The organism is Peribacillus sp. NPDC101481, from assembly GCF_044767165.1.
Classification (GTDB): Bacteria; Bacillota; Bacilli; order Bacillales; family DSM-1321; genus Peribacillus.
Genome location: NZ_JBIWNJ010000002.1, coordinates 1069003 through 1095159 on the forward strand (window position 1 = coordinate 1069003; position 26157 = coordinate 1095159).

At 41.4% G+C, this 26157-nt stretch carries 24 protein-coding genes; 23 read left to right on the top strand and 1 reads right to left on the bottom strand.

Annotation, left to right across the window (positions count from 1 at the left end; translation table 11 throughout):
• The first annotated feature begins 18 nt into the window (after positions 1–18).
• The 19 genes from ACIROD_RS15230 to ACIROD_RS15320 all read left to right on the top strand — a co-directional run bounded on the left by ACIROD_RS15230 (position 19) and on the right by ACIROD_RS15320 (position 21233).
• Entirely contained in the window at positions 19–1107 is a 1089-nt protein-coding gene (locus ACIROD_RS15230; protein WP_402941867.1) for a BMP family lipoprotein, read from the top strand.
• Between the two features lie 204 nt (positions 1108–1311).
• Positions 1312–2847 (top strand): ABC transporter ATP-binding protein, encoded by a 1536-nt coding sequence (locus ACIROD_RS15235; protein WP_101224695.1) that lies wholly within the window; start codon positions 1312–1314, stop codon positions 2845–2847.
• Complete coding sequence (locus ACIROD_RS15240) at positions 2840–3883, top strand: ABC transporter permease (protein ID WP_101224696.1); 1044 nt, start codon at positions 2840–2842, stop codon at positions 3881–3883. Before ACIROD_RS15235 ends, ACIROD_RS15240 begins: the two co-directional genes overlap by 8 nt.
• Entirely contained in the window at positions 3884–4843 is a 960-nt protein-coding gene (locus ACIROD_RS15245; RefSeq protein WP_094246576.1) for an ABC transporter permease, read from the top strand.
• A gap of 211 nt (positions 4844–5054) precedes the next feature.
• Positions 5055–6335, top strand: coding sequence for an EF-P 5-aminopentanol modification-associated protein YfmF (gene yfmF / locus ACIROD_RS15250; protein WP_101224698.1), 1281 nt, complete (start codon positions 5055–5057; stop codon positions 6333–6335).
• Positions 6335–7621: an EF-P 5-aminopentanol modification-associated protein YfmH gene (gene yfmH / locus ACIROD_RS15255; protein WP_101224699.1), complete on the top strand. Its 1287-nt coding sequence runs from the start codon at positions 6335–6337 to the stop codon at positions 7619–7621. The genes yfmF and yfmH overlap by 1 nt, the downstream gene beginning before the upstream one ends.
• Positions 7622–7639: 18 nt before the next feature.
• Positions 7640–8365 (top strand): elongation factor P 5-aminopentanone reductase, encoded by a 726-nt coding sequence (ymfI, locus tag ACIROD_RS15260; protein ID WP_137019699.1) that lies wholly within the window; start codon positions 7640–7642, stop codon positions 8363–8365.
• Between the two features lie 80 nt (positions 8366–8445).
• The gene (locus tag ACIROD_RS15265; protein ID WP_101224701.1) at positions 8446–8703 is read left to right on the top strand and encodes a DUF3243 domain-containing protein; all 258 of its coding nucleotides are present in this window, start codon (positions 8446–8448) and stop codon (positions 8701–8703) included.
• A gap of 240 nt (positions 8704–8943) precedes the next feature.
• Positions 8944–9735, top strand: coding sequence for a DUF3388 domain-containing protein (locus ACIROD_RS15270; RefSeq protein WP_034313530.1), 792 nt, complete (start codon positions 8944–8946; stop codon positions 9733–9735).
• An 8-nt stretch (positions 9736–9743) separates the two neighbouring features.
• On the top strand, positions 9744–10649 hold the full coding sequence (locus ACIROD_RS15275; protein WP_232782996.1) for a helix-turn-helix domain-containing protein: 906 nt from the start codon (positions 9744–9746) through the stop codon (positions 10647–10649).
• A gap of 164 nt (positions 10650–10813) precedes the next feature.
• Positions 10814–11398 (top strand): CDP-diacylglycerol--glycerol-3-phosphate 3-phosphatidyltransferase, encoded by a 585-nt coding sequence (gene pgsA, locus ACIROD_RS15280; protein WP_034313524.1) that lies wholly within the window; start codon positions 10814–10816, stop codon positions 11396–11398.
• Positions 11399–11421: 23 nt separating this feature from the next.
• The gene (locus ACIROD_RS15285) at positions 11422–12654 is read left to right on the top strand and encodes a competence/damage-inducible protein A (RefSeq protein WP_402941873.1); all 1233 of its coding nucleotides are present in this window, start codon (positions 11422–11424) and stop codon (positions 12652–12654) included.
• A 349-nt stretch (positions 12655–13003) separates the two neighbouring features.
• Entirely contained in the window at positions 13004–14050 is a 1047-nt protein-coding gene (gene recA / locus ACIROD_RS15290; RefSeq protein WP_101224704.1) for a recombinase RecA, read from the top strand.
• 342 nt (positions 14051–14392) lie between these two features.
• The gene (gene rny / locus ACIROD_RS15295; RefSeq protein WP_063231807.1) at positions 14393–15952 is read left to right on the top strand and encodes a ribonuclease Y; all 1560 of its coding nucleotides are present in this window, start codon (positions 14393–14395) and stop codon (positions 15950–15952) included.
• A 152-nt stretch (positions 15953–16104) separates the two neighbouring features.
• Positions 16105–16902 carry a TIGR00282 family metallophosphoesterase gene (locus tag ACIROD_RS15300; RefSeq protein WP_402941875.1) on the top strand — a complete coding sequence of 266 codons (798 nt, stop codon included), beginning with the start codon at positions 16105–16107 and terminating at the stop codon, positions 16900–16902.
• A gap of 174 nt (positions 16903–17076) precedes the next feature.
• Positions 17077–17337, top strand: a complete 261-nt coding sequence (gene spoVS / locus ACIROD_RS15305) for a stage V sporulation protein SpoVS (protein ID WP_029281188.1) — start codon at positions 17077–17079, stop codon at positions 17335–17337.
• 133 nt (positions 17338–17470) lie between these two features.
• Positions 17471–18406, top strand: a complete 936-nt coding sequence (locus ACIROD_RS15310; protein WP_402941876.1) for a dipeptidase — start codon at positions 17471–17473, stop codon at positions 18404–18406.
• Positions 18407–18622: 216 nt separating this feature from the next.
• Complete coding sequence (locus ACIROD_RS15315; RefSeq protein WP_101224707.1) at positions 18623–20380, top strand: 2-oxoacid:acceptor oxidoreductase subunit alpha; 1758 nt, start codon at positions 18623–18625, stop codon at positions 20378–20380.
• Positions 20367–21233: a 2-oxoacid:ferredoxin oxidoreductase subunit beta gene (locus ACIROD_RS15320; RefSeq protein WP_057278380.1), complete on the top strand. Its 867-nt coding sequence runs from the start codon at positions 20367–20369 to the stop codon at positions 21231–21233. Before ACIROD_RS15315 ends, ACIROD_RS15320 begins: the two co-directional genes overlap by 14 nt.
• Before the next feature lie 220 nt (positions 21234–21453).
• On the opposite strand, the gene ACIROD_RS15325 is transcribed toward ACIROD_RS15320, so the two are convergent.
• A complete protein-coding gene (locus tag ACIROD_RS15325; RefSeq protein ID WP_402941878.1) occupies positions 21454–21579 on the bottom strand; it encodes a hypothetical protein in 126 nt (41 codons plus the stop codon).
• Between the two features lie 357 nt (positions 21580–21936).
• Here ACIROD_RS15325 and tdh point away from each other — a divergent pair, with 357 nt between their 5' ends.
• The 4 genes from tdh (at position 21937) to ACIROD_RS15345 (ending at position 26048) form a co-directional block, all read left to right on the top strand.
• Positions 21937–22977 (top strand): L-threonine 3-dehydrogenase, encoded by a 1041-nt coding sequence (gene tdh / locus ACIROD_RS15330; RefSeq protein WP_230177684.1) that lies wholly within the window; start codon positions 21937–21939, stop codon positions 22975–22977.
• A gap of 344 nt (positions 22978–23321) precedes the next feature.
• Positions 23322–24866: a tRNA (N6-isopentenyl adenosine(37)-C2)-methylthiotransferase MiaB gene (miaB, locus tag ACIROD_RS15335; RefSeq protein ID WP_101224708.1), complete on the top strand. Its 1545-nt coding sequence runs from the start codon at positions 23322–23324 to the stop codon at positions 24864–24866.
• Position 24867: 1 nt separating this feature from the next.
• Positions 24868–25296 (top strand): YlbF/YmcA family competence regulator, encoded by a 429-nt coding sequence (locus tag ACIROD_RS15340; protein WP_101224709.1) that lies wholly within the window; start codon positions 24868–24870, stop codon positions 25294–25296.
• 212 nt (positions 25297–25508) lie between these two features.
• Positions 25509–26048 carry an outer spore coat protein CotE gene (locus ACIROD_RS15345; RefSeq protein ID WP_034313495.1) on the top strand — a complete coding sequence of 180 codons (540 nt, stop codon included), beginning with the start codon at positions 25509–25511 and terminating at the stop codon, positions 26046–26048.
• Positions 26049–26157: the final 109 nt, after the last annotated feature.

The following is a 26157-nucleotide window of genomic DNA, read 5'->3' on the forward strand; positions in this document are numbered from 1 at the left end:
AAACTAGGGGGATAAAAATTGAAAAAGCGCAAATTAGGACTAGCTCTTTCACTTGTTCTTGCAGCCGGTACGCTACTGGGAGCATGTGGTAATTCAGAGAATGATGATAAAGAATCTTCAAATGGGAAAAACAAAGATAACTTCACTGTTGCAATGGTAACTGATACTGGCGGCGTGGATGACGAGTCGTTCAACCAATCCGCTTGGAAGGGCATTCAGGAATTCGGTAAGGATAATGGTCTGGAAAAAGGTAAGGATGGCTACAACTACCTGCAATCTAAATCTGATGCAGATTACGCTAAAAACCTGAATACGCTTGTACGTGAAGATTACCAACTAATCTATGGTATCGGTTTTCTTTTAGCCGAAGCTGTTGGTGAAGTGGCCGACCAACGTCCGGATTCAAACTTTGCTATCGTGGATACAGTTGTAGATAAAAAGAATGTAGCCAGCATCAATTTTAAAGAGCAGCAAGGTTCATTCCTTGTAGGTGTAATTGCCGGTCTGCAAACGAAAACAAACAAGGTCGGTTTTATCGGCGGTGTTGAATCTGAATTAATCAAGAAATTCGAAGTTGGCTTTAAGGCTGGGGTTTTATCTGTAAATCCGGATGCGAAAGTTGAAGTTAAATATGCCGGAGATTTCAATAAAGCTGATATCGGTAAATCCACAGCAGGCTCCATGTATTCTTCAGGCATCGATATCATTTATCATGCTGCTGGCGGAACTGGAAAAGGTGTATTCACTGAAGCAGTCGAGCAAAAGCAAAAAGATCCTAAGAGGGAAATCTATGTTATCGGTGTAGATAGCGACCAAGCTAAATTAGGGGCAGTTCCTGGAACTGACGAAAACATCACACTTACTTCCATGCTAAAACGTGTTGACGTGGCAGTTAAAGACCTTTCCGAGAAAGCGAAAGAAGGAAACTTCCCAGGCGGAAAAGTAATTGAATACGGTATCGAAGAAAATGGTGTAGGCATTTCCGATACAAAAGATAACGTAACAGAAGAATCTTTAAAAGCGGTCGAAGAGTGGACAGAAAAAATTAAATCAGGTGAATTCGTAGTTCCGGGAACGGATGAAGAATTCAAAAAACTTGATTTATAATCTCTAATGCCAGAAAGAATAGGGAGGCGAATTGCCCTCTATTCTTTCTTTTCCCAATTGGTCTTTGCAACTGAAAAATATCGAATGAAAAACTATGATAGAATCGTAGTTTTTCATTTGGTTTTTTTAAAAAAATCAATAAGCTAGTAGATGCAATTAAATGATTTTAAGAATATTTACACTCATTTTAGGAGTTGATAATACGTGGAATATGTAATTGAGATGCTTAATATCCGTAAGGAATTCCCCGGCATCGTCGCAAATGATAACGTTACCCTTCAGGTTAAAAAAGGGGAGATTCACGCATTATTAGGTGAAAATGGCGCGGGCAAATCCACATTGATGAATGTTTTATTCGGCTTATACCAGCCTGAACAGGGAGAAATCCGTGTGAACGGCAAGCCAGTCAAGATTACCAGTCCTAACATTGCCAATGATTTAGGGATTGGGATGGTCCATCAGCATTTTATGCTCGTAGACCCCTTTACAGTAACAGAAAATATCATTTTAGGAAAAGAACCATCAAAAGCGGGTAAAATCGATTTAAAAGAAGCTAGCGAGGAAGTTAGGAAACTATCGGAACAATATCAGCTTCGTGTTGACCCCTATGCGAAAATTGCCGATATTTCAATAGGGATGCAGCAGCGTGTCGAGATTCTTAAAACGCTATACCGTGGTGCAGAGATATTGATTTTTGATGAGCCGACAGCTGTATTGACTCCTCAAGAAATCAAGGAATTGATTTATATTATGAAAGCCCTTATCAAAGAGGGGAAATCCATCATTTTAATTACACACAAACTTAAGGAAATCATGGAGGTTTGTGACCGGGTAACGGTAATACGCAAAGGCCAAGGAATTGGTACAGTGAATGTCAACGAAACGAATCCTAACGAATTGGCCAGCTTAATGGTCGGTAGGGAAGTTCTGTTCAAGACGGAAAAAACGGCAGCTATTCCTTCGGATGTAGTTCTCGAGGTCCGGGAACTGGAAGTCAAGGATTCCCGGGGCGTTTCAGCTGTTCGGAACTTGGATTTAACTGTCCGTGCAGGAGAAATTGTCGGTATCGCCGGTGTTGATGGAAATGGACAATCCGAACTAATTGAAGCATTGGCTGGCCTAAGGAAGACAACCGCAGGTTCGATAAAGCTAAATGGAAAAGAAATCAGGAATTTGAAGCCGCGTAAAATCACTGAAGCAGGTGTCGGACATATTCCAGAAGACAGACATAAGCATGGTTTGGTTCTCGATTACAGCATTGGGGAAAATATTGTCTTGCAAACCTATTATCAAAAGCCTTTTTCAAAAGCTGGTATCTTGAACTCAAAGAAAATATTTGAAAAGGCCCGTTCACTGATCAAAAGTTACGATGTTCGCACTCCGAGTGAATATACCCCGGCAAGGGCGCTTTCTGGAGGGAATCAGCAAAAAGCGATCATCGGCCGGGAAGTTGATAGGAACCCGGATTTATTGATTGCCGCACAGCCGACACGCGGCCTTGATGTAGGGGCGATCGAGTTTATCCATAAACGTCTGATAGAACAGCGAGATGCAGGAAAAGCGGTACTCCTCATATCATTTGAATTGGAAGAAATCATGAATGTGAGCGATAGAATTGCCGTTATATACGAAGGGGAAATCGTCGCAATAGTCGATCCGAAAGAAACGACTGAACAGGAGCTTGGCCTTCTTATGGCTGGCAGTAAACGGACGGAAGCAGGGGGAAAACAAAATGTCTAAGTATTTATCTAAATTAACGAGTCCGTTAATAGCAGTTATCCTCGGCTTAGTCGTTGGGGCCATAATCATGTTAGTAAGCGGCTATGACCCTGTTGCCGGCTATGGCTCCATGATAAATGGAATTATTGGGGATTCTTATTATGTAGGGGAATCCGTCAGGACAATCATTCCTTATATCCTTGCTGGTTTGGCAGTGGCTTTTGCTTTCCGTACGGGCCTATTCAATATCGGTGTAGAGGGGCAATTAATTGTAGGCTGGCTGGCGGCAGTTTGGGTCGGAATAGCTTTTGACCTACCAAGGATCATCCATTTGCCGTTTGCCATATTAGCTGGTGCAGCTGCTGGTGCCCTGTGGGCATTTATCCCTGGTTATCTAAAAGCTAAGTTCCGTGTACATGAAGTAATCGTTTCGATCATGTTGAATTATACAGCATTATATGTGACGAATTATTTAATTCGGAATGTAATGACTGACAAGCTGGATAAAACAGAAAGAGTTGCTGATACAGCATCATTGCGGTCTCCTTTTTTTGAAAGCATTACGGATTTTTCCCGGATGCATTGGGGAATAGTGGTAGCGATTATTTGCGTGATCATCATGTGGTTCCTTCTTGAAAGGACAAAAACCGGCTTTGAACTGAAAGCGGTAGGTTTCAATCAGCACGCGTCCGAATATGCAGGAATGAGTGTAAATAAGAACATCATACTTTCGATGGTTATTTCAGGTGCGTTTGCAGGGCTTGCGGGTGCGATGGAAGGCCTTGGAACTTTCGGTTATGCCGCAGTCAAAGGCGGGTTCACAGGTATGGGCTTTGATGGGATTGCAGTAGCCTTACTAGGAGCGAATACGGCTATTGGTGTAGTGCTGGCAGCCTTATTATTTGGGGGACTGAAAGCAGGGGCGTTAAATATGCCGCTAGAAACCGGCATACCTAGTGAAATTGTAGATATTGTCATAGCATTGATCATTTTCTTCGTCGCATCCAGTTATTTTATTCGTTGGATTGCCGCTCGATTTAAGAAAGGGGTGAAATAAGTGGATTTTTACCAAGTATTACAAATTATTATTCCATCTATGATTGCTCTAGCTGCACCACTTATTTTTACTTCACTCGGAGGAGTGTTTTCTGAACGGGCAGGTGTCATAAACATCGGTTTAGAAGGATTGATGGTCATCGGTGCCTTTACAGGGATCGTTTTTAACTTAATGTTTGCTGATGTTTTTGGGGAATGGACTCCTTGGCTTGCTGTGCTAGCGGCAATGATTGCCGGCTTGCTGTTTTCCATTCTGCACGCTGTGGCATGCATTACCTTCAGGGCGGACCAAACGGTTAGTGGGGTAGCCATCAACTTGTTGGCAGTTGGTCTGACCATGTTTTTGGTGAAGCTGATTTTTGACAAAGGTCAAACTGATAGAATCACGGAAACATTCCCAAGGATTGATGTTCCTTTACTAAGTGATATCCCATTTATAGGACCCATCTTTTTCGCAAATGGATATTATATCGTATATATAGCGATTCTTATTTCCTTTGTCGTCTGGTATGTACTGTATAAAACACCATTCGGGTTAAGGATCCGTGCAGTGGGTGAGCATCCGATGGCAGCTGATACGATGGGTGTCAATGTTACGAAAATCCGATATGCCGCCGTTTTATTATCAGGTGCTTTTGGAGGTATCGGCGGAGCGATATATGCTACCATCTTTTCGAATGAATTCAATCATGCGACAATTAATGGTCAAGGTTTCATGGCCATTGCCGCAATGATTTTTGGTAAATGGCACCCGATCGGGGCAATGGGTGCAGCGTTATTCTTTGGTTTGGCTCAAAGTTTAAGTATCGTTGGCTCGAGCCTTCCCTTCTTCAAGGATATTCCTTCGGTTTACCTATTGATCGCTCCTTATGTTCTGACTATCATTGCATTAACTGGTTTCATTGGTCGTGCAGATGCTCCTAAAGCATCCGGACAGCCATACATCAAAGGAAAAAGATAAGGTTATAACCGGTCAGCAAACTATGCTGGCCGGTTTTTTTCCTTCGAGATTTAGCCGTAAGTGATGGTGAGCTGGTGAAAAACCAAAAAAAGTAGCTGTAACTTGCATGATTTTTCCTTTCACATGTATATTTTAAGTAGATGTTTAAAAGGATTCCAATCTACAAACAATAAGCTAATAAAGGTGATTTATATAATGAGGAGGATTATTCATGTCTATTGCTTCCGATACAATTACGGAAAAAAGCGGCTACAAGCTTCATGTGGTCCGGACGGATAAATATAAAACGAATACTCTCGTGCTGAAGATGAAAGCCCCGTTGACAAAAGAGGACGTTACATATCGTGCATTGCTGCCATATGTGTTACAAAGCAATACAAGTAAATATCCTACAACACCCGAGCTTCGATCTTATCTTGATGATTTATATGGAGCAGGGTTTTATGTCGATGTAGCTAAAAAAGGCGAATATCAAATCATAAGTTTTACTATCGATATCGTCAATGAAAAATTCCTTAGTGATTCAACCCCGCTTCTCGAAAAGGCTTTTGGGTTATTATCAGAGGTGATCTTTAATCCGAAGAAGAATGGCGAGGCCTTTGACTCTAAAACGGTTTCCAATGAAATCCGTTCTTTAAAACAGCGGATTCAATCCATTTCCGATGACAAAATGCGATATTCAGCTATACGCCTTGTAGAGGAAATGTGCAAAAACGAACCATATGCTTTAGAAGCGAGCGGTAATCTACAAGACTTGGAAACGATAACTCCTGAGTCCCTTTTCTCTTATTACAAAAAAGTGCTGGCGGAGGATGAAATCGATTTATATGTAATCGGTGACATCGATGAATCGGAAGTGCAGGCTCTGGCTGACAAGTATGTTTCATTGCAAGAACGAGTGCCTGTGAGACTGCCCGGGAAGACGGGCAAGGTAGTGGAGAAGGAAAAAGAAATCATTGAGAATTCGGATGTGAAGCAAGGGAAATTGAATATCGGTTATCGAACCCAAGTTGCCTACGGTGATCCGGATTATTATGCACTTCAGCTTTTCAATGGGATTTTTGGTGGCTTTTCACATTCAAAACTTTTCATCAATGTCCGGGAGAAAGCCAGCCTTGCTTATTATGCAGCTTCGAGGCTCGAAAGTCATAAAGGTCTATTAATGGTCATGGCCGGCATTGAAAATGCCAACTACAAGCAGGCATTGGATATCATTCATGCACAAATGAAGGAAATGAAGCAAGGGAATTTTTCCGAAGAAGAGCTCGCACAGACAAAGGCGGTCGTTAAGAATCAACTACTTGAAACCATTGACGTTTCGAGAGGGCTTGTGGAAATTTTATATCATAATGTGGTTTCCGGGCAGGATATATCACTCGACGAGTGGTTTGCAAACACAGAGCGGACGACAAAGGAAGAAATCATTGCAGTTGGTCAAAAGATTCAGCTTGATACGATTTATTTCCTAACGGAAGAGGAGGTGCAAGGGTAATGGAAAAAATAGCATTCACTCAATTGAAAGAAGAACTTTTCCATGAAAAAATGGATAATGGCCTAGAAGTGTATATTCTTCCGAAAAGTGGCTTCAATAAATCATTTGCCACTTTCACGACGAATTATGGTTCGATCGACAACCATTTCAAACCTTTGAATGAAACGGAATTCACTAAAGTACCTGATGGAATTGCCCATTTTCTTGAACATAAGCTTTTTGAAAAGGAAGATGGAGATGTTTTTCAGCAATTTTCAAAGCAGGGAGCATCTGCAAATGCCTTTACTTCTTTCACTCGTACAGCTTATTTATTTTCCAGTACGTCCGACTTCGATAGGAATCTTACTACCTTAATCGACTTTGTCCAGGATCCTTATTTTTCGGAAAAGACGGTAGAGAAGGAAAAAGGAATCATTGGGCAGGAAATCAATATGTATGATGATAATTCGGACTGGCGATTATATTTCGGAACGATAGCCAATATGTATCATCAGCATCCCGTGAAAATCGATATTGCCGGTACTGTGGAATCCATTGCAGATATTACGAAGGATATGCTTTATGAATGTTATAATACGTTTTATCATCCTAGCAACATGCTCCTATTCGTTGTAGGACCGGTTGATGTCGAAAGCACCATGAAGCTGATCCGGGATAATCAAAATAATAAAGGGTACAACGAACAACCTGAGGTGGAACGTAAGTTTGACCAAGAGCCTGAAATTGTTGCCAAGGACAAGGAAGTCTTAAGAATGAATGTCCAGACACCAAAAGTTATGCTGGGAATCAAGGCGACCAATGTCCATCAATCCGGTTCACAGCTTTTGAAAAGGGAATTGGCAACCAATATTTATCTGGAAATGCTGTTCGGCAAAAGTTCACCTTTGCATGAGGAGCTATATGAGGAAGGGTTGATCGATCAAAGCTTCTCATATGATTATACACAGGAACAAGGTTTTGGATTTGCGTTAATTGGCGGGGATAGTGCCAAACCTGATGAGTTGACGGAGTCTTTATTTGGTATCCTGCAAAAATCAAAAGCCGGAACCGGCCTGAATGAAGAAAGCCTGCAAAGGACAATCAAGAAAAAAATCGGTTCTTTCCTTCGTTCTCTGAATTCGCCGGAATATATAGCGAATCAATTCACCAGATATGCATTCAATGATATGAACTTGTTCGATGTTGTATCAGTATTGGAAAAACTAACGATCGAAGATATCAGGGAGGTCGCCAAGGACTTAATATCCGATGAACGGATGACAGTCTGTCAGGTACTTCCTAAATAATATAAAGGGGGCTCGAATGTGGGGAAACGTTTTGCCCTTATTACTGGAGCCAGTGGAGGAATCGGCCGGGAAATAGCTATAAAGCTCGCCGAGGAAAATTATTCACTTTATTTACATTATAACAGCAATGAAGAAGCGATACTTGAATTGATTGAAGAACTGAAGCCCCATCAAGTCGAACTTATTCCGATTCAAGCGGATTTGGCTGCACCGGATGGATACAGGAAATTGGCGGAAAATATCTTTGCCCTCCATGCAATCGTCCTCAATAGTGGCAATAGCTATTATGGGCTAATATCTGACATGGATGAGAAAATCGTTAATGAAATGGTGCAGCTGCATGTAACGAGCCCTTTCCAATTAACAAAGGAACTGCTTCCAAAGCTTATGTACCAAGAACAGGCTGCCATCGTTGCGGTCACATCGATTTGGGGGCAGACAGGTGCATCCTGTGAAGTATTATATTCAATGGTCAAGGGCAGTCAAAATGCTTTTATCAAGGCGCTTAGCAAAGAAGTCTCACTTAATGGAATCCGGGTGAATGCCGTTGCCCCCGGAGCGATTTCCACTTCCATGCTCGAATCTTTCAGTGCAGAAGATCTGGAGATCATCAAAGGAGATATCCCGATGGGCAGGATGGGGCATTCCAAAGAAGTCGCGGAGGCCGTATACTATTTGCTTTCCGACAAGTCATCCTATATAACCGGGCAAATTTTAGGCGTAAATGGCGGATGGTACACATGATTTTTTTAAAGACATGTATAATTTCCTCGGTTCCTTCACAAAATATCTATGTACTATTTTGAAGGAAAGGGTGACCATTCATGTCTGTACTGGACAATTGGGATCAATGGAAAAACTTTTTAGGCGACAGATTACATCAAGGTGAACAACAAGGCTTGTCAGAAGGCGCTGTTAACAACTTGGCTTTCGAAATCGGTGATTACCTGGCTAATCAGGTTGAGCCCCAGAATGATCAAGAGAAAGTGCTTGCTGATCTTTGGTCAGTTGCAAGCGATCAAGAAAAACACGCTATGGCAAGTGTCATGGTCAAGTTAGTCGAGAACAATGGAACGAAGTAAAATATCCCTCCAAAGGCCCTGTTATTAAATAACAGGGCCTTTTGGATTTAAGTGGATGATTATTTATCCTCTTATATAAAAATGAATATTTTTCTAGGGTTTTTCCTTTTAACTTATCAAGAAATGCTATATTATAGAAGCTAGACAATTAATATAAAGTGTTCAGACCTTGAAATTTACGATGGATAAGTTTTTTGCCCCTGAGTAGGGTAAAAGCTTTTAGGCTTAAGGAGTGTTATCGTGGATAATAAAGAATGGTATTTTGAATATGAAATCCAAGTCAACCGTCCTGGTTTATTAGGGGATATTTCATCCCTTCTGGGGATGCTTTCCATTAATATCATCACCATTAACGGGGTCGATGAAGGCAGGCGTGGTTTACTTTTGTTGGCGAAAGACAGCCGTAATATAGAAAGATTCGAGTCAATTCTCCGTACGATGGATACGATAAAGGTCATTAAGCTGAGGGAACCTAAATTGCGTGATCGCCTCGCAGTCAGGCATGGACGTTATATTCAGCGCGATGCCGATGAGAAAAACACCTTTAGGTTTGTCCGTGATGAACTGGGCTTGCTTGTCGATTTCCTGGCCGAGCTGTTTAAACAGGAAGGACATAAATTGATCGGGATACGAGGGATGCCTCGTGTCGGGAAAACTGAATCCATCGTAGCCTCGAGTGTATGTGCTAATAAGAGATGGTTGTTTGTGTCATCGACCCTTTTAAAGCAGACTATCCGCAGTCAGCTTATTGAGGATGAATATAATAATGATAATTTGTTCATTTTAGATGGAATTGTTTCCACTCGCCGTGCAAATGAGCGTCATTGGCAGTTGATTCGCGAAATAATGAGGCTTGATGCTGTCAAAGTAATCGAACATCCGGATGTTTTTGTCCAAAATACAGAGTATACCCTCGAAGACTTTGATTATATTATTGAATTGCGAAACAATCCTGAAGAAGAAATAACATATGAAGTTGTCGACCAAAAAGACCAGTTTTCAGGGTCCGATTTTGGTTCCTTTGACTTTTAAAATGGCAGGTGTTTTATTTGACTGAGTTAGGTAATCGATTAAAGGAAGCTAGGGAAGCCAAAGGCCTTAGCTTAGAAGATTTGCAGGAATTAACGAAGATCCAAAAGCGTTACCTTATAGGCATTGAAGAGGGAAATTACAGTATGATGCCTGGAAAGTTCTATGTACGGGCATTCATAAAGCAATATTGTGAAGCGGTCGGACTGGATTCAGAAGAGATTTTCGAACAATATAAAAGTGAAGTGCCATCAGTCTATAGCGAGGAATTGCCAGAACAGCTTTCAAGGGTCCAATCCCGGAAAACTATACCGGCAGGAGATTCAAAGGTTGTTGAAATGTTACCGAAGATCCTGGCTGTCGTTTTAGTAATTGGTGCGGCCGTTTTGATATGGGTACTGGTATCGAATTATATGAGTAACCCTGATAATGATGATAAAAAGAACGCTAAAGAGAATGAAGCTGTGGGCTACAATAAAAGTGATGGGTTTAACGAAGAAAAAGAGAATGCAGACAAAAAACAGGAAGAAAAATCTGAGTCATCTGATGAGAAGAATGAAGATGATGCAGTTGTCAAAGATGAAAAGAAAGAGCAAAAACTTGCCGTCACAAGTTCCAGCGGTAAAAATAGTACGTATGAGTTAAAAAATACCGATACCTTTAAATTAAAGGTGACCTCAAAAGGCTCGCCATGGGTCGGCATAAAAAATGGTGAAGGTAAATTACTATTCCAGGGCACTATCGACAAGGACAAAAGCCAGGAAATTGATTTCACCAATGAAAAAGAAGCTGTCATCAATATAGGCAGAGCATATGAAACTGAGATTTATGTGAATGATGAGAAGCTGGAGTATTCCATTTCACCGACTGAAGTGAATACGCAATTGGTTACGATACAATTTACGAAAGCCGAATAGTCATCTTATAGATGACTATTTTTGCTCTATTTAATGGTAAGGCGACGGGGAAATGGAATACCCGGCATATAAGATTGGATTTTGAGTTAAATTATACATAAAAGCGTATTTTAGATCTAAGACGCAGGCCCGAATGGCAGGCGTAAATTTTGGAGGTAAAAGTTTTGAATCTGCCTAATAAGATTACAGTAGCAAGAATCTGTTTAATACCAGTATTTTTAATCATCATGCTCGTTCCTTTTTCATGGGGGACGCTGACTTGGGGAGAATACAGTTTGCCAGTGGCACACTTAGCTGGAGCCATCCTCTTTATTATCGCTTCCACTACGGATTGGATCGATGGCCATTTTGCCAGAAAATATAATATGATTACTGATTTAGGGAAATTTTTAGATCCACTGGCTGATAAGCTTCTGGTTTCGGCTGCCTTAATCGTTTTGGTTGATCTAGATTTAATGTACGGTCAATCATGGATCGCCATCGTGATTATAAGTCGCGAGTTTGCAGTCACCGGATTGCGTTTGGTGCTAGCGGGTACAGGGGAAGTGGTTGCAGCGAACCAGCTTGGTAAAATAAAAACATGGGCACAAATTGTTTCTATTTCGGCTTTATTGCTGCATAACCTCCCATTTGCCCTAATTTCACTTCCATTTGCCAATATCGCATTGTGGATTGCATTAATCTTTACAATCTGGTCAGGCTTGGATTATTTTATAAAAAACAAAGAAGTATTTGTTAATTCAAAGTAAAAACGAATGGTGGTTTTGAAAAGATGGATGCAGAAATCATTGCAGTGGGCTCAGAGCTTCTTTTAGGACAAATCAATAACACTAATGGAAGGTTCTTATCGCAGCAGTTTGCGGAAATGGGGATCAACGTTTTTTACCATACTGTGGTCGGGGATAACGATCGCCGTTTACAACAGGCTATAGAAATCGCTGAATCTAGGGCGAACTTGATTGTCTTTACCGGTGGACTCGGTCCTACCAAAGATGATTTAACGAAAGAAACGATTGCTCGCCATATAGGGAAAAAGCTCGTTTTTAATGATGAAGCTTTGCATTCCATTGAAGCTTACTTCCAAAAACGGGAACGGCCGATGACGGAAAACAACAAAAAACAGGCCCTTGTCTTAGAAGGCAGTGAAGTGTTGGCAAACGATCATGGCATGGCACCGGGAATGGTCTTGTCCAAATCTGGGATTACATATATGCTTCTCCCTGGTCCGCCAAGTGAAATGGAGCCGATGTTTTTAAGTTATGGTTATGAAAAGATCATGAATAAACTGGAAAAGCATGAACGGATCGATTCCAAGGTTCTTCGGTTCTACGGTATAGGTGAAGCCGAACTGGAAACGGTGATTGAAGATCTTCTTGTCAATCAAACGAATCCGACAATTGCTCCGCTGGCAGCCGAAGGGGAAGTGACGTTAAGGATCACCGCTAAAGACTCTTCTAAAGAAAAATGCGAAGAGCTTATTTTAGAAGCGGAAAAAGAAATTCTTAGCAGGGTCGGTAAGTTCCACTATGGAAGTGATAATACTTCACTAATAAAGGAACTTGTAAAAGAATTAACGGTCCGCAAGCTTTCAATTGCGGCAGCTGAAAGCTTGACCGGTGGGATGTTCCAAGAACAGCTGACAACCATACCTGGCGCCGGTAAAGTCTTCAAAGGCGGAATTGTCTGCTATACGAATGATGCGAAGTCGAACGTCCTTGGCGTCAGCGATGATACCATATCTAAGCATGGGGTGGTCAGCGGTGAGTGTGCAATGGAAATGGCCTCTAATGTCCGGAGCAAGCTCGATGCGGATGTAGGCATAAGCTTTACGGGTGTTGCAGGTCCGGATGAACAAGAAGGCAAGCCTGTAGGCACAGTATTCATTGGCATTTCCTATCGGGATGGAAACACTCATTTCAAGGAGTTGAATCTTTCCGGAAGCAGGGCGCAAAACCGGATTCGGAGTGTGAAGTACGGCTGTCATTACCTATTAAGGGATTTATAAGCGCTAAAAGCAGAGCTATTTACAGCTCTGCTTTTTATTTGGTTTTAGCAAGTTTGTTTCTTGAAAAATAGGGAAAAAAAGAAAAAAGTTAATTCAATGAAAATGGTTTTTTTACGGAGAAAGTGAAAGGAAATGGAGATTTCCTTAAGATAAAACGCTTTTTTACAGAGAATACCCCGAAAGAAAAAAACGAATGAATGTTCGACTTTTTGCTTGGCAAAATTGTAAAAAGAGTATATAGTAAAGATAGGTTTTGAGACAGGATGCAAACCTTAATCTCGAATAATTGCTAACGTAAGTACACCTTTAATCGGACAGCCGATTATTTGAATATAGAGGAGGAAATTGAGTGAGTGATCGTCAAGCGGCTTTAGATATGGCATTAAAACAAATTGAAAAACAATTTGGTAAAGGTTCTATTATGAAACTTGGGGAACAGTCTGATCGTAGGATTTCAACGATTTCAAGCGGTTCTTTAGCATTGGACGTAGCATTGGGAGTGGGCGGATATCCAAGAGGCCGGGTCATTGAGATATATGGACCTGAAAGCTCCGGTAAAACGACTGTTGCATTACATGCTATTGCAGAAGTACAAAAGACTGGCGGCACGGCTGCATTCATTGATGCAGAGCATGCTTTAGATCCAGCATATTCAGAAAAACTTGGTGTGAATATAGATGATTTACTGCTTTCACAGCCTGATACGGGTGAACAGGCCTTGGAGATCGCTGAAGCATTAGTTCGAAGTGGAGCTGTAGATATCATTGTCATTGATTCGGTGGCAGCACTTGTTCCTAAAGCTGAAATCGAAGGCGAAATGGGAGATTCCCATATGGGTCTTCAAGCGCGGATGATGTCCCAGGCGCTTAGAAAACTGTCTGGTGCCATTAATAAATCAAATACCATTGCCATTTTCATTAACCAAGTCCGTGAAAAAATCGGTGTTATGTTTGGGAATCCAGAAACGACTCCAGGAGGCCGGGCATTGAAGTTCTATTCAACTGTTCGTCTGGAAGTGCGCCGTGCGGAACAATTAAAACAGGGTAATGAAATCGTCGGTAATAAAACGAAAATCAAAGTTGTAAAAAACAAGGTTGCTCCACCATTCCGTCAAGCAGAAGTTGACATCATGTATGGTCAAGGGATTTCCCAGGAAGGTGAAATCATCGATATGGGTGCAGATCTTGATATCGTCCTTAAAAGCGGCTCGTGGTATTCATACAATGAAGAGCGTGTCGGACAAGGCCGCGAAAATGCGAAGCTGTTCTTGAAAGAAAATCAGGATATCGCTCAGGAAATTTCTCAGAAAATCAGAGATCACTATAATCTCGATGGAGAGCATGAATTACCGCCAGAAGAAAATGAACCAGAAGAGCATTTTGAATTGCTTGATTAATGGTATTTGGAAAAGGCCTAAGCTTGTTCGCTTAGGCTTTTTCTATATATTTTGAGAAAAGTGTGAAATTTTCAGCTGAATAAATGGCATTGAAATAACTTTTCCATAAAGAATGCTGTACATTATGATGGTTGATATTGAGAAAACTTGAATAATCATTGATACATAAGGGACAAACGCTTGACAATAAAAATTCTCAACTATACAATTAATATGTATATTTTACAATTTTTCAAACTAAAATTTTGAAAATTAAGTGCTGTATATTGAATTTATGTGCAATGTACTTGCCGACAGTTCAACATTTTATGTAAAAAGTTCATAGCAAGGGGAGGTGAAACGATGGAACCCATGACAATCATCTTCACTTTGCTTGGCCTAATCGTCGGTGCAGTTGTTGGTTATTTTATTCACAAATCAAAATTTGAGAGTAAAATAGCAGGGGCAAAGGGCTCTGCTGAACACATCCTTGAGGATGCAAAACGTGAAGCGGAAGCACTTAAGAAAGAAGCCTTGTTGGAAGCAAAAGATGAAATTCATAAAGTTCGTGCCGATTCGGATCGGGAAGCCCGTGAAAGAAGGAACGAATTACAAAAACAAGAAAATCGGTTATTGCAAAGAGAAGAGAATCTGGACCGCAAGGATGAAACGTTAGACAAACGTGAAAGCCTTTTGGAGAAAAAAGAAGATTCTCTAAACCAAAGACAACAGCATATTGAAGAGATGGAAAGCAAAGTGGACGAGACGGTTCGTAAGCAGCAAACAGAGCTTGAACGTGTTTCCGGTTTAACTCGTGAAGAAGCTAAAGCAATCATTATAGACCGAATGGAAAACGAGCTTGCTCACGATGTAGCGCTTATGATTAAAGAAAGTGATACCCGTGCCAAAGAAGAAGCTGATAAAAAAGCAAAAGAAGTTCTTTCTCTTGCCATTCAGCGTTGTGCGGCTGATCATGTTGCAGAAACCACCGTTTCTGTAGTAAATCTTCCAAACGATGAAATGAAAGGACGGATAATCGGACGTGAAGGACGAAATATCCGGACGTTAGAAACGCTAACAGGTATTGACCTTATTATCGATGATACTCCTGAAGCTGTCATTTTATCTGGATTCGATCCAATTAGACGGGAAACGGCACGCTTGGCTCTTGAGAAACTTGTTCAGGACGGAAGGATCCATCCGGCCCGCATTGAAGAAATGGTTGACAAAGCAAGACGTGAGGTAGATGAACATATTCGTGAAATTGGTGAACAAACGACTTTTGAAGTTGGAGTTCACGGTCTCCATCCAGATCTCATCAAAATTTTAGGACGTTTGAAGTTCCGTACTAGTTATGGGCAAAACGTACTTAAACATTCAATTGAAGTGGCCCAGCTTTCAGGTTTACTGGCCGCTGAGCTTGGAGAGGATGAAGTTCTTGCCCGCCGTGCAGGTTTACTGCATGATATTGGGAAAGCGATTGATCATGAAGTGGAAGGCAGTCACGTTGAAATTGGCGTTGAATTAGCAACCAAATATAAAGAGCATCCAACTGTCATTAACAGCATCGCTTCACATCATGGCGATACTGAACCAACTTCCATCATTTCAGTGCTTGTGGCTGCCGCTGATGCATTATCAGCTGCAAGACCGGGAGCTAGAAGTGAAACGCTTGAAAATTACATTAGAAGACTTGAAAAACTTGAGGAAATTTCCGAATCCTATGATGGAGTGGAAAAATCATTTGCGATTCAAGCCGGACGAGAAGTGCGGATTCTAGTGAAACCAGAACAAATTGATGATCTTTCGGCCCATCGACTCGCACGTGATATCCGGAAAAGGATTGAAGAAGAGCTCGATTACCCTGGTCATATAAAAGTCACGGTCATCCGTGAAACAAGAGCAGTCGAATACGCTAAATAATCGTTAATGAAAAACGAAGTGGTGCAAACCACTTCGTTTTTTCTTTTTCGGATATTAATCGTTAAGCGTAATTCCTATAATTACCCCAAATTATGTTACAATACATACTTGAATAATTCATATAATTAGGTGAATCTAGAAAGGGTTTTACAATGAAATTGCTATTTATTGGAGATGTGGTGGGGTCTCCTGGTCGTGACATGATCCAAGAATACCTTCCTAAGTTAAAAGAAAAGTATCGTCCGCACATCACGGTCATCAATGGCGAGAATGCAGCAAGTGGTCGGGGGATTACAGAAAAGATTTACCGCAGTTTTTTAGAGTGGGGAGCACAGGCGGTGACCATGGGAAACCATACATGGGATAATCGTGAAATCTTCAATTTTATTGATGAAGCGAAATATCTCGTCCGTCCAGCGAACTTTCCAGACGGGGCACCTGGAGAAGGAATGAAATTTATAAAATTGAACCAGTATGAAATAGCGGTCATCAATTTGCAAGCGAGAACATTCATGCCGGATTTGGATTGTCCGTTCAAAAAAGCTGAAGAACTCGTGGCGGAGGCTCAAAAAAGGACACCAATCATCTTTGTCGATTTTCATGGAGAAGCTACAAGTGAGAAGCAGGCTATGGGGTGGTTCCTGGATGGGAAGGTTACAGCCGTTGTCGGTACACACACACACGTCCAGACAGCAGATAACCGTATATTGCCTGGAGGCACCGCTTACATATCAGATGTAGGCATGACAGGACCCTATGATGGCATCCTTGGTATGGGAAGAGATGCAGTCATTCATCGGTTCCTAACTAGCCTTCCTGCTCGTTTTGAAGTGCCAAAAGAGGGGCGGACCCTATTAAGTGGGATACTCCTTGAAATTGATGATAAAACTGGCAAGGCTAAAAAAATAGAAAGGATACTGATTAACGAAGATCACCCCTTTTATCATTGATTGGAAAGGATGGACAGTCAAACTGGCCATCCTTTTTTCCATTCATTAATAAATGGTGGACAATCCCGGTTTTCTTTGTCATACAAGTTTTACTTGATGAATATAGTAGCAGTGGAAAGTGTTATAACTATTGAGCCAAGTTAGAATCGGCAGGGAAAACAAGGAGGACTAGGAATGGAAATATTAAAAGTTTCAGCAAAATCTAATCCTAATTCTGTAGCAGGCGCACTAGCGGGAGTGCTCAGGGAAAGAGGAGCAGCCGAAATTCAAGCAATCGGTGCAGGTGCGTTAAATCAAGCCGTCAAGGCAGTAGCAATCGCAAGAGGGTTTGTCGCACCTAGTGGAGTTGACTTGATTTGTATTCCTGCCTTTACAGATATACTTATTGATGGCGAAGAACGAACGGCAATAAAACTAATCATTGAACCAAGATAACTCCATGTTTGGATGCCCTGTTTGTCGGAAGGCGAGCAGGCTCTTTTTTGTCGTGAAATCCAAATGACGAAAAATCCATATCCCTTTATAATGGAATATAGAATCATTAAAAGACACAGGAAGGGGGATTACATTGACAATTTTTGATGCCCATTGTGATGTACTGATGAAGATGTTCATCGATCCGGATATTTCATTTGCAAATAGTGATAAATTACATATAACAAAGCGGGGATTATTGGATGAAGGGGGAAAGGTCCAATGTTTTGCAATATATATTCCTGAAAAAGTCCACCCTGATATGAGATTTCAAGCGGCTTTGGCGATGGTGGATATTTTTCATGAAAAGATTTTATCAGAGCCGGAAATGAAATTTATAAAGACCAAGGCAGACATCGAATCTTTAAAAGAAAAGGAAATAGGTGCAATGCTTACTTTGGAGGGGTGTGATTGCATCGGGAATGATTTGTTGAAACTGAAAATCCTCATTCATCTTGGCGTGTCCTCCGTAGGCCTAACTTGGAATTACGCCAACTTGGTAGCGGATGGGGCATTAGAAACAAGAGGGGGCGGCTTGACGGGGTTTGGAACCGAGGTGGTCGCGCAATTGAATGAGAAGTCGATTTGGTGCGATTTATCCCATTTATCCGAAGCGGGATTTTGGGACACCTTAAATTTGGCTAAATTCCCAATTGCCTCCCATTCGAATGCTTATCATCTTTGTCCGCATCCGCGAAATTTAAAAGACGGGCAGATAAAAGCCCTTTTACAGAAAAATGGGGTGATCGGCGTAACCTTTGTCCCGCAATTTCTGGCAAATGGTGAATCGGCTACGATAAAGGATATCCTGAAACATATTGAGCATATATGCAGTTTGGGAGGGGAAAGACAAATTGGATTAGGGTCTGACTTCGATGGAATCGATCATATGGTAGAAAATTTATTGTCATATAATGATTATCATAACTTAATAAATGAACTGAACAGGCTTTATTCCAGTGAGATTGTAAAAGGTCTCCTTTTTGATAATTTCACTCGTAATTTTCCGCTTGGAAAGGAAATATCTTAAGTGATTTTCAATTCTTACTATAAAGATATGAATAAATATTCTGAAAATATAAAAAATAAAAGCAAAAAGGTTGCAATTTGATGATTTAACCGATAGAATTGAAAGCGTTTAGTACACCTTTCCTAAATTAGAACGATAATTTTACATAGTTGAATGTTCTGAAGAGAGGTGCGGTTAAATGCATTTATATACGAACGTCCTAAAGGAGTGTAAGACATGATCAATCAACTTTCATGGAAAGTTGGCGGACAACAAGGTGAAGGTATTGAAAGTACAGGAGAAATATTCTGTATTGCCCTCAATCGCTTAGGTTATTACTTGTATGGCTACCGTCATTTCTCATCCCGAATCAAGGGTGGACACACGAATAACAAAATTCGTGTAAGTACTACGGAAACTCGTGCTATCTCTGATGATTTAGACATCTTAGTTGCTTTTGACCAAGAAACAATTGACGTCAATTATAAAGAATTACATGAGGGTGGCATCATAATTGCAGATGCAAAATTCAAACCTGTCTGCCCAGAAGATACAAAGGCAGAATTATATATTGTTCCCTTTACGGAAATAGCAGCCGAATTAGGAACATCATTAATGAAAAATATGGTCGCCATCGGTGCGACATGTGCTGTTCTAGGCATGGAAATTTCCGTATTCAACGATGTGGTTGATGAAATATTCGGCCGTAAGGGTGAAGAAATCGTCAAGAAGAATATGGATGCCATTACTGCTGGCTATAAGGCAATGGAAGTGTTGCTTGGAGAAAAACTGGGCGCAATGGAGCTGGAAAAGGCAGACGGCCAAAAACGCATGTTCATGATTGGAAACGATGCTATCGCTTTAGGAGCAGTTGCAGGCGGTTGCCGCTTTATGGCAGCTTATCCGATTACTCCTGCCTCGGAAATTATGGAATACTTAATTAAAAAACTTCCTCAATTTGGAGGAACGGTCATCCAGACTGAAGATGAAATCGCGGCGGCTACAATGGCAATCGGTGCAAACTATGGCGGTGTACGTGCCATCACAGCTTCAGCTGGACCTGGACTTTCCTTGAAAATGGAAGCGATTGGTTTAGCGGGCATTACCGAAACGCCAATTGTCATCGTCGATACTCAACGTGGCGGTCCATCTACGGGTCTTCCTACAAAACAGGAGCAATCCGATTTAATGGCCATGATTTATGGTACACATGGTGAAATACCTAAAATCGTCATGGCTCCGAGTACTGTTGAGGAAGCTTTTTATGATACGGCGGAAGCATTCAACCTTGCAGAGGAATATCAATGTCCAGTTATCGTTCTATCCGACTTACAGCTATCATTAGGTAAACAAACGGTTCAGCCGCTTGATTACGGCAAAGTGGAGATAAGACGCGGGAAATTGGTGGACTTTGAAATTGAAGAGGCTGAAGACAAATCTTACTTCAAGCGTTATGAAGTAACGGAAGACGGAGTCTCACCACGTGTAGTGCCTGGTATGAAAAATGGGATTCACCATGTTACAGGTGTTGAACATGATGAAACGGGCAGACCTTCCGAGACGGCTTTGAATCGTAAATTGCAAATGGATAAACGGATGCGTAAGCTGAATAATTTAACTAACACATTCCAAACACCAGTATACAAAAACACACCGCATGAAGAAGCGGATTTATTAATTCTTGGCTTTAACTCAACACGCGGGACGATTGATGAAGCGATCGGCCGGTTAGAAACGGATGGAATGAAAGTGAATCATGCGCAGATCCGTTTGATTCATCCTTTCCCAGCTGATGAAGTCCTATCATTGGTGCAAAGTGCTAAGAAAGTAGTAGTTATTGAAAATAATGCGACTGGACAATTGGCTAATATCATCAAGATGAATGTCGGACATGTTAATAAAATTAAAAGCATCCTAAAATATGATGGCAACCCATTCCTCCCGCATGAAATTCACACACAATGCAAGGAGATGTTCGAATATGGCAACGTTTAAAGAGTTTCGGAATGATGTAAAACCTAACTGGTGTCCTGGCTGTGGAGATTTCTCCGTTCAGGCTGCCATGCAGCGTGCGGCAGCCAATGTAGGATTGGAGCCGGAAAATTTGGCCGTTGTTTCCGGTATCGGCTGTTCAGGTCGTATATCAGGTTACATCAAGTCCTATGGTTTCCATGGTATCCATGGCCGCTCACTGCCAATTGCCCAAGGAGTAAAAATGGCCAACCGTGAATTGACCGTTATAGCTTCAGGCGGTGACGGAGATGGTTTTGCAATCGGGATGGGTCACACCATCCATGCGATCCGCCGTAATATCGACATTACGTATATTGTCATGGATAACCAAATTTATGGATTGACAAAAGGCCAGACTTCTCCTAGGTCCGCTGCTGGATTTAAAACAAAATCCACTCCAGAAGGATCAATAGAACAGGCTGTTTCACCTATGGAATTAGCATTATCAGCTGGCGCTACGTTTGTTGCCCAAAGCTTTTCCACAGACTTGAAAGACCTGACGGCGATCATTGAAGCAGGGATAAATCATAAAGGGTTCTCCTTTATCAATGTTTTCTCTCCTTGCGTAACATACAATAAAATCAATACGTATGATTGGTTTAAACAAAACTTGACTAAATTGAACACGATTGAAGGCTATGATTCATCAAATAAAGAACAGGCCATGCAGACTTTGATGCAGCATGACAGCCTTGTAACAGGGATTATTTATCAAGACTCTTCACGCCCTTCGTACCAGGAATTAGTGCCAGGGTATGCTGAAAAAGCGTTAAATAAATCAGATCTGACACTGGATCAAGCGCACTTTGATAAGCTTGTTGCTGAATTTATGTAAAAAGTTAAAAGGTTCACCCCTAAAGATGGGGTGAACCTTTTTGTGTGACTAATTGGAAAGCTTCAAGTATAGAGAATCACTATACTCTCTAAATTAGCTTACCACCAACCGTTATTGCATCCACCGCCGAAGATATTGCAACGGTTCCTTCTGTGACAATGGCGGTCCCGATCACGGTCCCGATCACGGTCGCGGTCGTGGTCGCGCCTATTACAGCCTCTCACAGCACGACAAAAATCGTCTGCGATTCTATCGTTGTCCCGATCCCGATCCCGATCCCGATCCCGATCCCGATCCCGATCCCGATCGTGGTGGTGATCGCAATCGTGATGGTGATCGCGGTCACGCCTATTACAGCCCCTCACAGCACGACAAAAATTGTTTGCGATTCTATCGTTATCTCTGTCCCGATCTCTGTCCCGATCGCGGTCCCGATCATGATGATCGTGATTATTGCATCCACATGACATATAAGTCACTCCTTCATAATTTTGTCTTACAAGATATCTTATTCGAGAGCGGACAAGATGCTATAGAAACATGACCCATTTAACAAAAATGTACGAATGCCCTAAAAATCATCATTATTAATGTGAAAAGGTCGGTACAAAAGCGATTATGGTATTTTTTTATTTAGTTTTTCATATCTTTACATATTAAGGAAGATAAAAGTAGCAGCCCTAGTTCAGGGGGAGTGTACATGTTGAGAGGGAAAATGAAAGCCGTTGTCAAACACCACCGAGGTTATGGGGCTCAATTACAAAATGTCGATATTCCGGATATCCGTGATGACGAAGTATTGATTCGAGTGAAGATGACCTCGATATGTGGAACGGATATTCATATTTTCACCTGGGATGAATGGTCGCAGGGAAGAGTGAATCCACCATACGTATTTGGGCACGAATTTGCTGGGGAAGTAATGGAGATAGGAGCAAGTGTAAGCAATGTTTCGGTTGGTGATTGCGTATCTGCAGAAACACATATAGTTTGCGGCACTTGCAGGCAGTGCTTAACCGGGCAATTCCATATTTGTAAAAAAACAAACATTATCGGTGTCGATAAACAAGGATGCTTTGCAGAGTATATAGCTCTGCCCGCCAAAAATTTATGGAAAAATCCAAGTGATATGCCACTTGATATGGCTACCATACAAGAACCGATGGGCAATGCAGTCCATTCCGTGCTAGCTGGCGAGGTGCTGGGTAAAACGGTGGCAATAATCGGCTGTGGTCCAATCGGGCTGATGGCGATTGCTGTAGCAAAGGCCGCAGGTGCTGATAAAGTAATCGCTCTTGATATTAATGATTATCGACTTCAGCTGGCCAAAAAGATGGGTGCGACAGACCTCATTCATTCAATTAAACAGGATCCATTGAAAATCACGAAAAGCCTCACAAATGCCGATGGGGTGGATGTCGTTTGCGAAATGAGCGGTAATCCCGCTGCTATCCAACAAGGGTTTAAGATGGCGACAAATGGTGGTAGAATTTCAATTCTAAGTCTGCCTTCTAAGCCCGTCACCCTTAATATAACGGAGGATATAGTATTCAAGGGCCTTACTGTCCAAGGAATAACAGGAAGGAAGATGTTTTCAACCTGGCAACAGGTTTCAAGCCTGCTTGAAAGTGGCAAGGTTGATGTAAAACCAATGATTACCCACCGTTTTCCACTAAGCGATTTTGAAAAGGGATTTGAACTGATGATCAAAGGTCAATGCGGTAAGGTACTCCTGATACCTTAAACATCATCTTAAAAAGTGAAATTACAATGTCAGCAATTGAAAAATTTTGAAGGGGAAGGCGTCATCCACAAAATGATAAGAAGAGGCTAAGACGAAATTAGCCTCTTCTTTCCTGTTCTTATTTTCCGAATTTGTGAAAAATTTCTTACAATTCAAGAAGCCATGACAGAATGATTGTTTCTTGCTGTTAAAAGCTTTATACTATAATAATGTGGATATATCACACTTAAAAGCAAATATTTACTGGTAATTCCTAAAAAGGAATCCGTATAAAACCATTAGAAGATAGGTCTTGAAATAGTTGGTGAAAGAAATAAACTAACTATTTTGAAAGGAGATTAACTATGAACGAGAAACAACGATTAGAATCACAACAAGTACAGGCTGAGAATCCAGCGGACAAAAAATCCGAAAAGGACTTCAGTAAATACTTTCAAGCCGTTTATATTCCGCCTTCCTTAAAAGATGCGAAAAAGCGAGGAAAAGAAGAAGTAGAATATCATGATGACTTTGCCATTCCTGAAGGTTTCCGTGGAATGGGAGAAGGTAAAAAGTTTTACATTCGTACTTATGGCTGTCAAATGAACGAACATGATACAGAAGTCATGGCGGGCATCTTTATGGCACTTGGTTATCGGCCGACAGACACCGTGGATGATGCTAACGTCATTTTACTTAACACTTGTGCGATTCGGGAAGGCGCAGAGAATAAAGTGTTCGGTGAATTGGGGCATTTAAAATCATTGAAATTGGAAAAGCCGGATCTATTGCTTGGGGTTTGCGGTTGTATGTCACAAGAGGAGTCAGTTGTAAAGCGGATCCTAGAGAAGCACCATTTTGTAGATATGATTTTCGGAACGCATAATATCCACCGCCTGCCGCAAATTCTTAATGAAGCTTATCTTTCAAAGGAAATGGTCATTGAGGTTTGGTCTAAAGAAGGTGATGTAATCGAGAACCTTCCGAAAGTGCGTAAAGGAAAAACGAAGGCATGGGTCAATATCATGTATGGCTGCGATAAGTTTTGTACATACTGCATCGTACCGTACACAAGAGGAAAAGAAAGAAGCCGCAGGCCTGGAGATATTATACAGGAGGTCCGTCATTTAGCTGCACAGGGTTACAAGGAAATAACTCTGCTTGGACAGAATGTGAATGCTTATGGTAAAGATTTTACGGATATCGAATACCGTTTCGGTGATTTGATGGATGAAATCCGCAAAATCGATATTCCGCGTATTCGTTTTACGACAAGTCATCCCCGTGATTTTGATGATCACTTGATTGAAGTATTGGCTAAGGGGGGTAATCTCGTTGACCATATTCATCTTCCAGTTCAATCGGGTAGTACGGACACACTTAAAATCATGGCCCGTAAATATACACGTGAACAATATCTAGAGCTAGTAAAAAAAATCAAGGAAGCTATCCCAAGTGTATCGCTAACCACTGACATCATTGTAGGTTATCCGAATGAAACGGAAGAGCACTTTGAAGAAACGATGTCCTTATACCGTGAAGTTGGTTTCGATGCAGCATATACTTACATCTATTCACCACGTGAGGGAACACCGGCTGCGAAAATGCAGGATAATGTACCGATGGAAGTGAAAAAGGAACGTCTGCAACGCTTGAACGCCCTTGTCAATGAAACGTGTGCATTGAAAATGAAGGAGTATGATGGACAGATTGTTGAAGTGCTCGTTGAAGGCGAAAGCAAGAAGAATGCGGAAGTATTAGCAGGTTATACAACGAAAAATAAGCTCGTGAACTTCAAAGGACCAAAATCCGCTATTGGCCAAATCGTAAAAGTGAAAATCACCGGAACGAAAACATGGTCACTGAATGGGGATATGGTTGAAGAAGCAACGGCGATTGAGGTGGAGTAATATGACGAAATATACTAAAGATGACATTCTGAACAAAGCTGCCGAGCTTGCTGAAATGATCGCAAGCACGGAAGAAGTCGATTTCTTTAAACGGGCTGAAGCACACATCAATGAAAACCAAAAAATCCGTGAAATGATCGCCAGTATCAAGAGCTTACAAAAACAGGCAGTAAACTTCCAGCATTACGGCAAAGAAAAAGCATACAGTCAAGTTCAGGCCAAGATTGATGCACTGGAAAAACAATTGGATGAACTTCCGATCGTGCAAGAATTCAAACAATCCCAGGTGGATGTAAATGACCTTTTACAAATGGTTTCATCACAGGTATCGAATAAGGTGACGGACCTGATTATTGAATCGACTGAGGGAGACGTCCTTCGCGGTGAGACAGGTTCAAAGGTACAAGCAGGCGGCGGAAGCTGTTCATAAATATTAAAAAAGCCCTTCTGATTTCAGAAGGGCTTTTTTAGATGCGGAAATCCTTATACAGTGCCCATTCGTGACACATATCCCAAAACATGCGCATAAAATAACCTAGGTTTAAAACATTACAGCAGTTTTCAAACAATTAAAATTCTACGCACACTAGACTTTTACCACGCATAGGATGAATGGAAACTGTATGAGGAGGGTTCGCTAGCATGTCACAATATAGAGAGATAATTACTAAAGCGGTGGTGGCAAAAGGACGCAAATTCACAAAGTCCTCTCACACCATTTGCCCGGCTCATCATCCTTCTAGCATTCTAGGTTGTTGGATCATCAACCATAAATACGATGCAAAGAAAGTCGGCAAAAAGGTAGAAATTCACGGCAGCTACGAAATCAACGTCTGGTATTCCTATAACCAAAATTCAAAAACGGAAGTTGTAACTGAAAAAGTGCAATATACCGACGTTATTTCGCTGAAATACCGTGATCCCGATTGTCTTGATGACCATGAAATCGTTGCAAAAGCTGTCCAACAGCCGAATTGTTTAGAAGCTTGCATCTCCCCATGTGGACAAAAAATCATTGTCCATGTGGAAAGGGAATTCTTTGTGGAAGTCGTCGGCGAAACGAAAATTTGTGTCGCTGTAAGTCCAGATGGCCGCTGTGAGGATGACTGGGGCTCTGATTTCGATGATGAGGATTTCGAAGATTTAGATCCGGATTTCCTTGATGAATTCGAAGATGAATAGAATATAGAAATTAATACCGGATGACATTCCCTTCATCCGGTCTTATTTAATTTGAAGCGGGACAAGTCCTTGCAGGGCTGGGAATGAGAAAAAAATAGGAATGCAATGT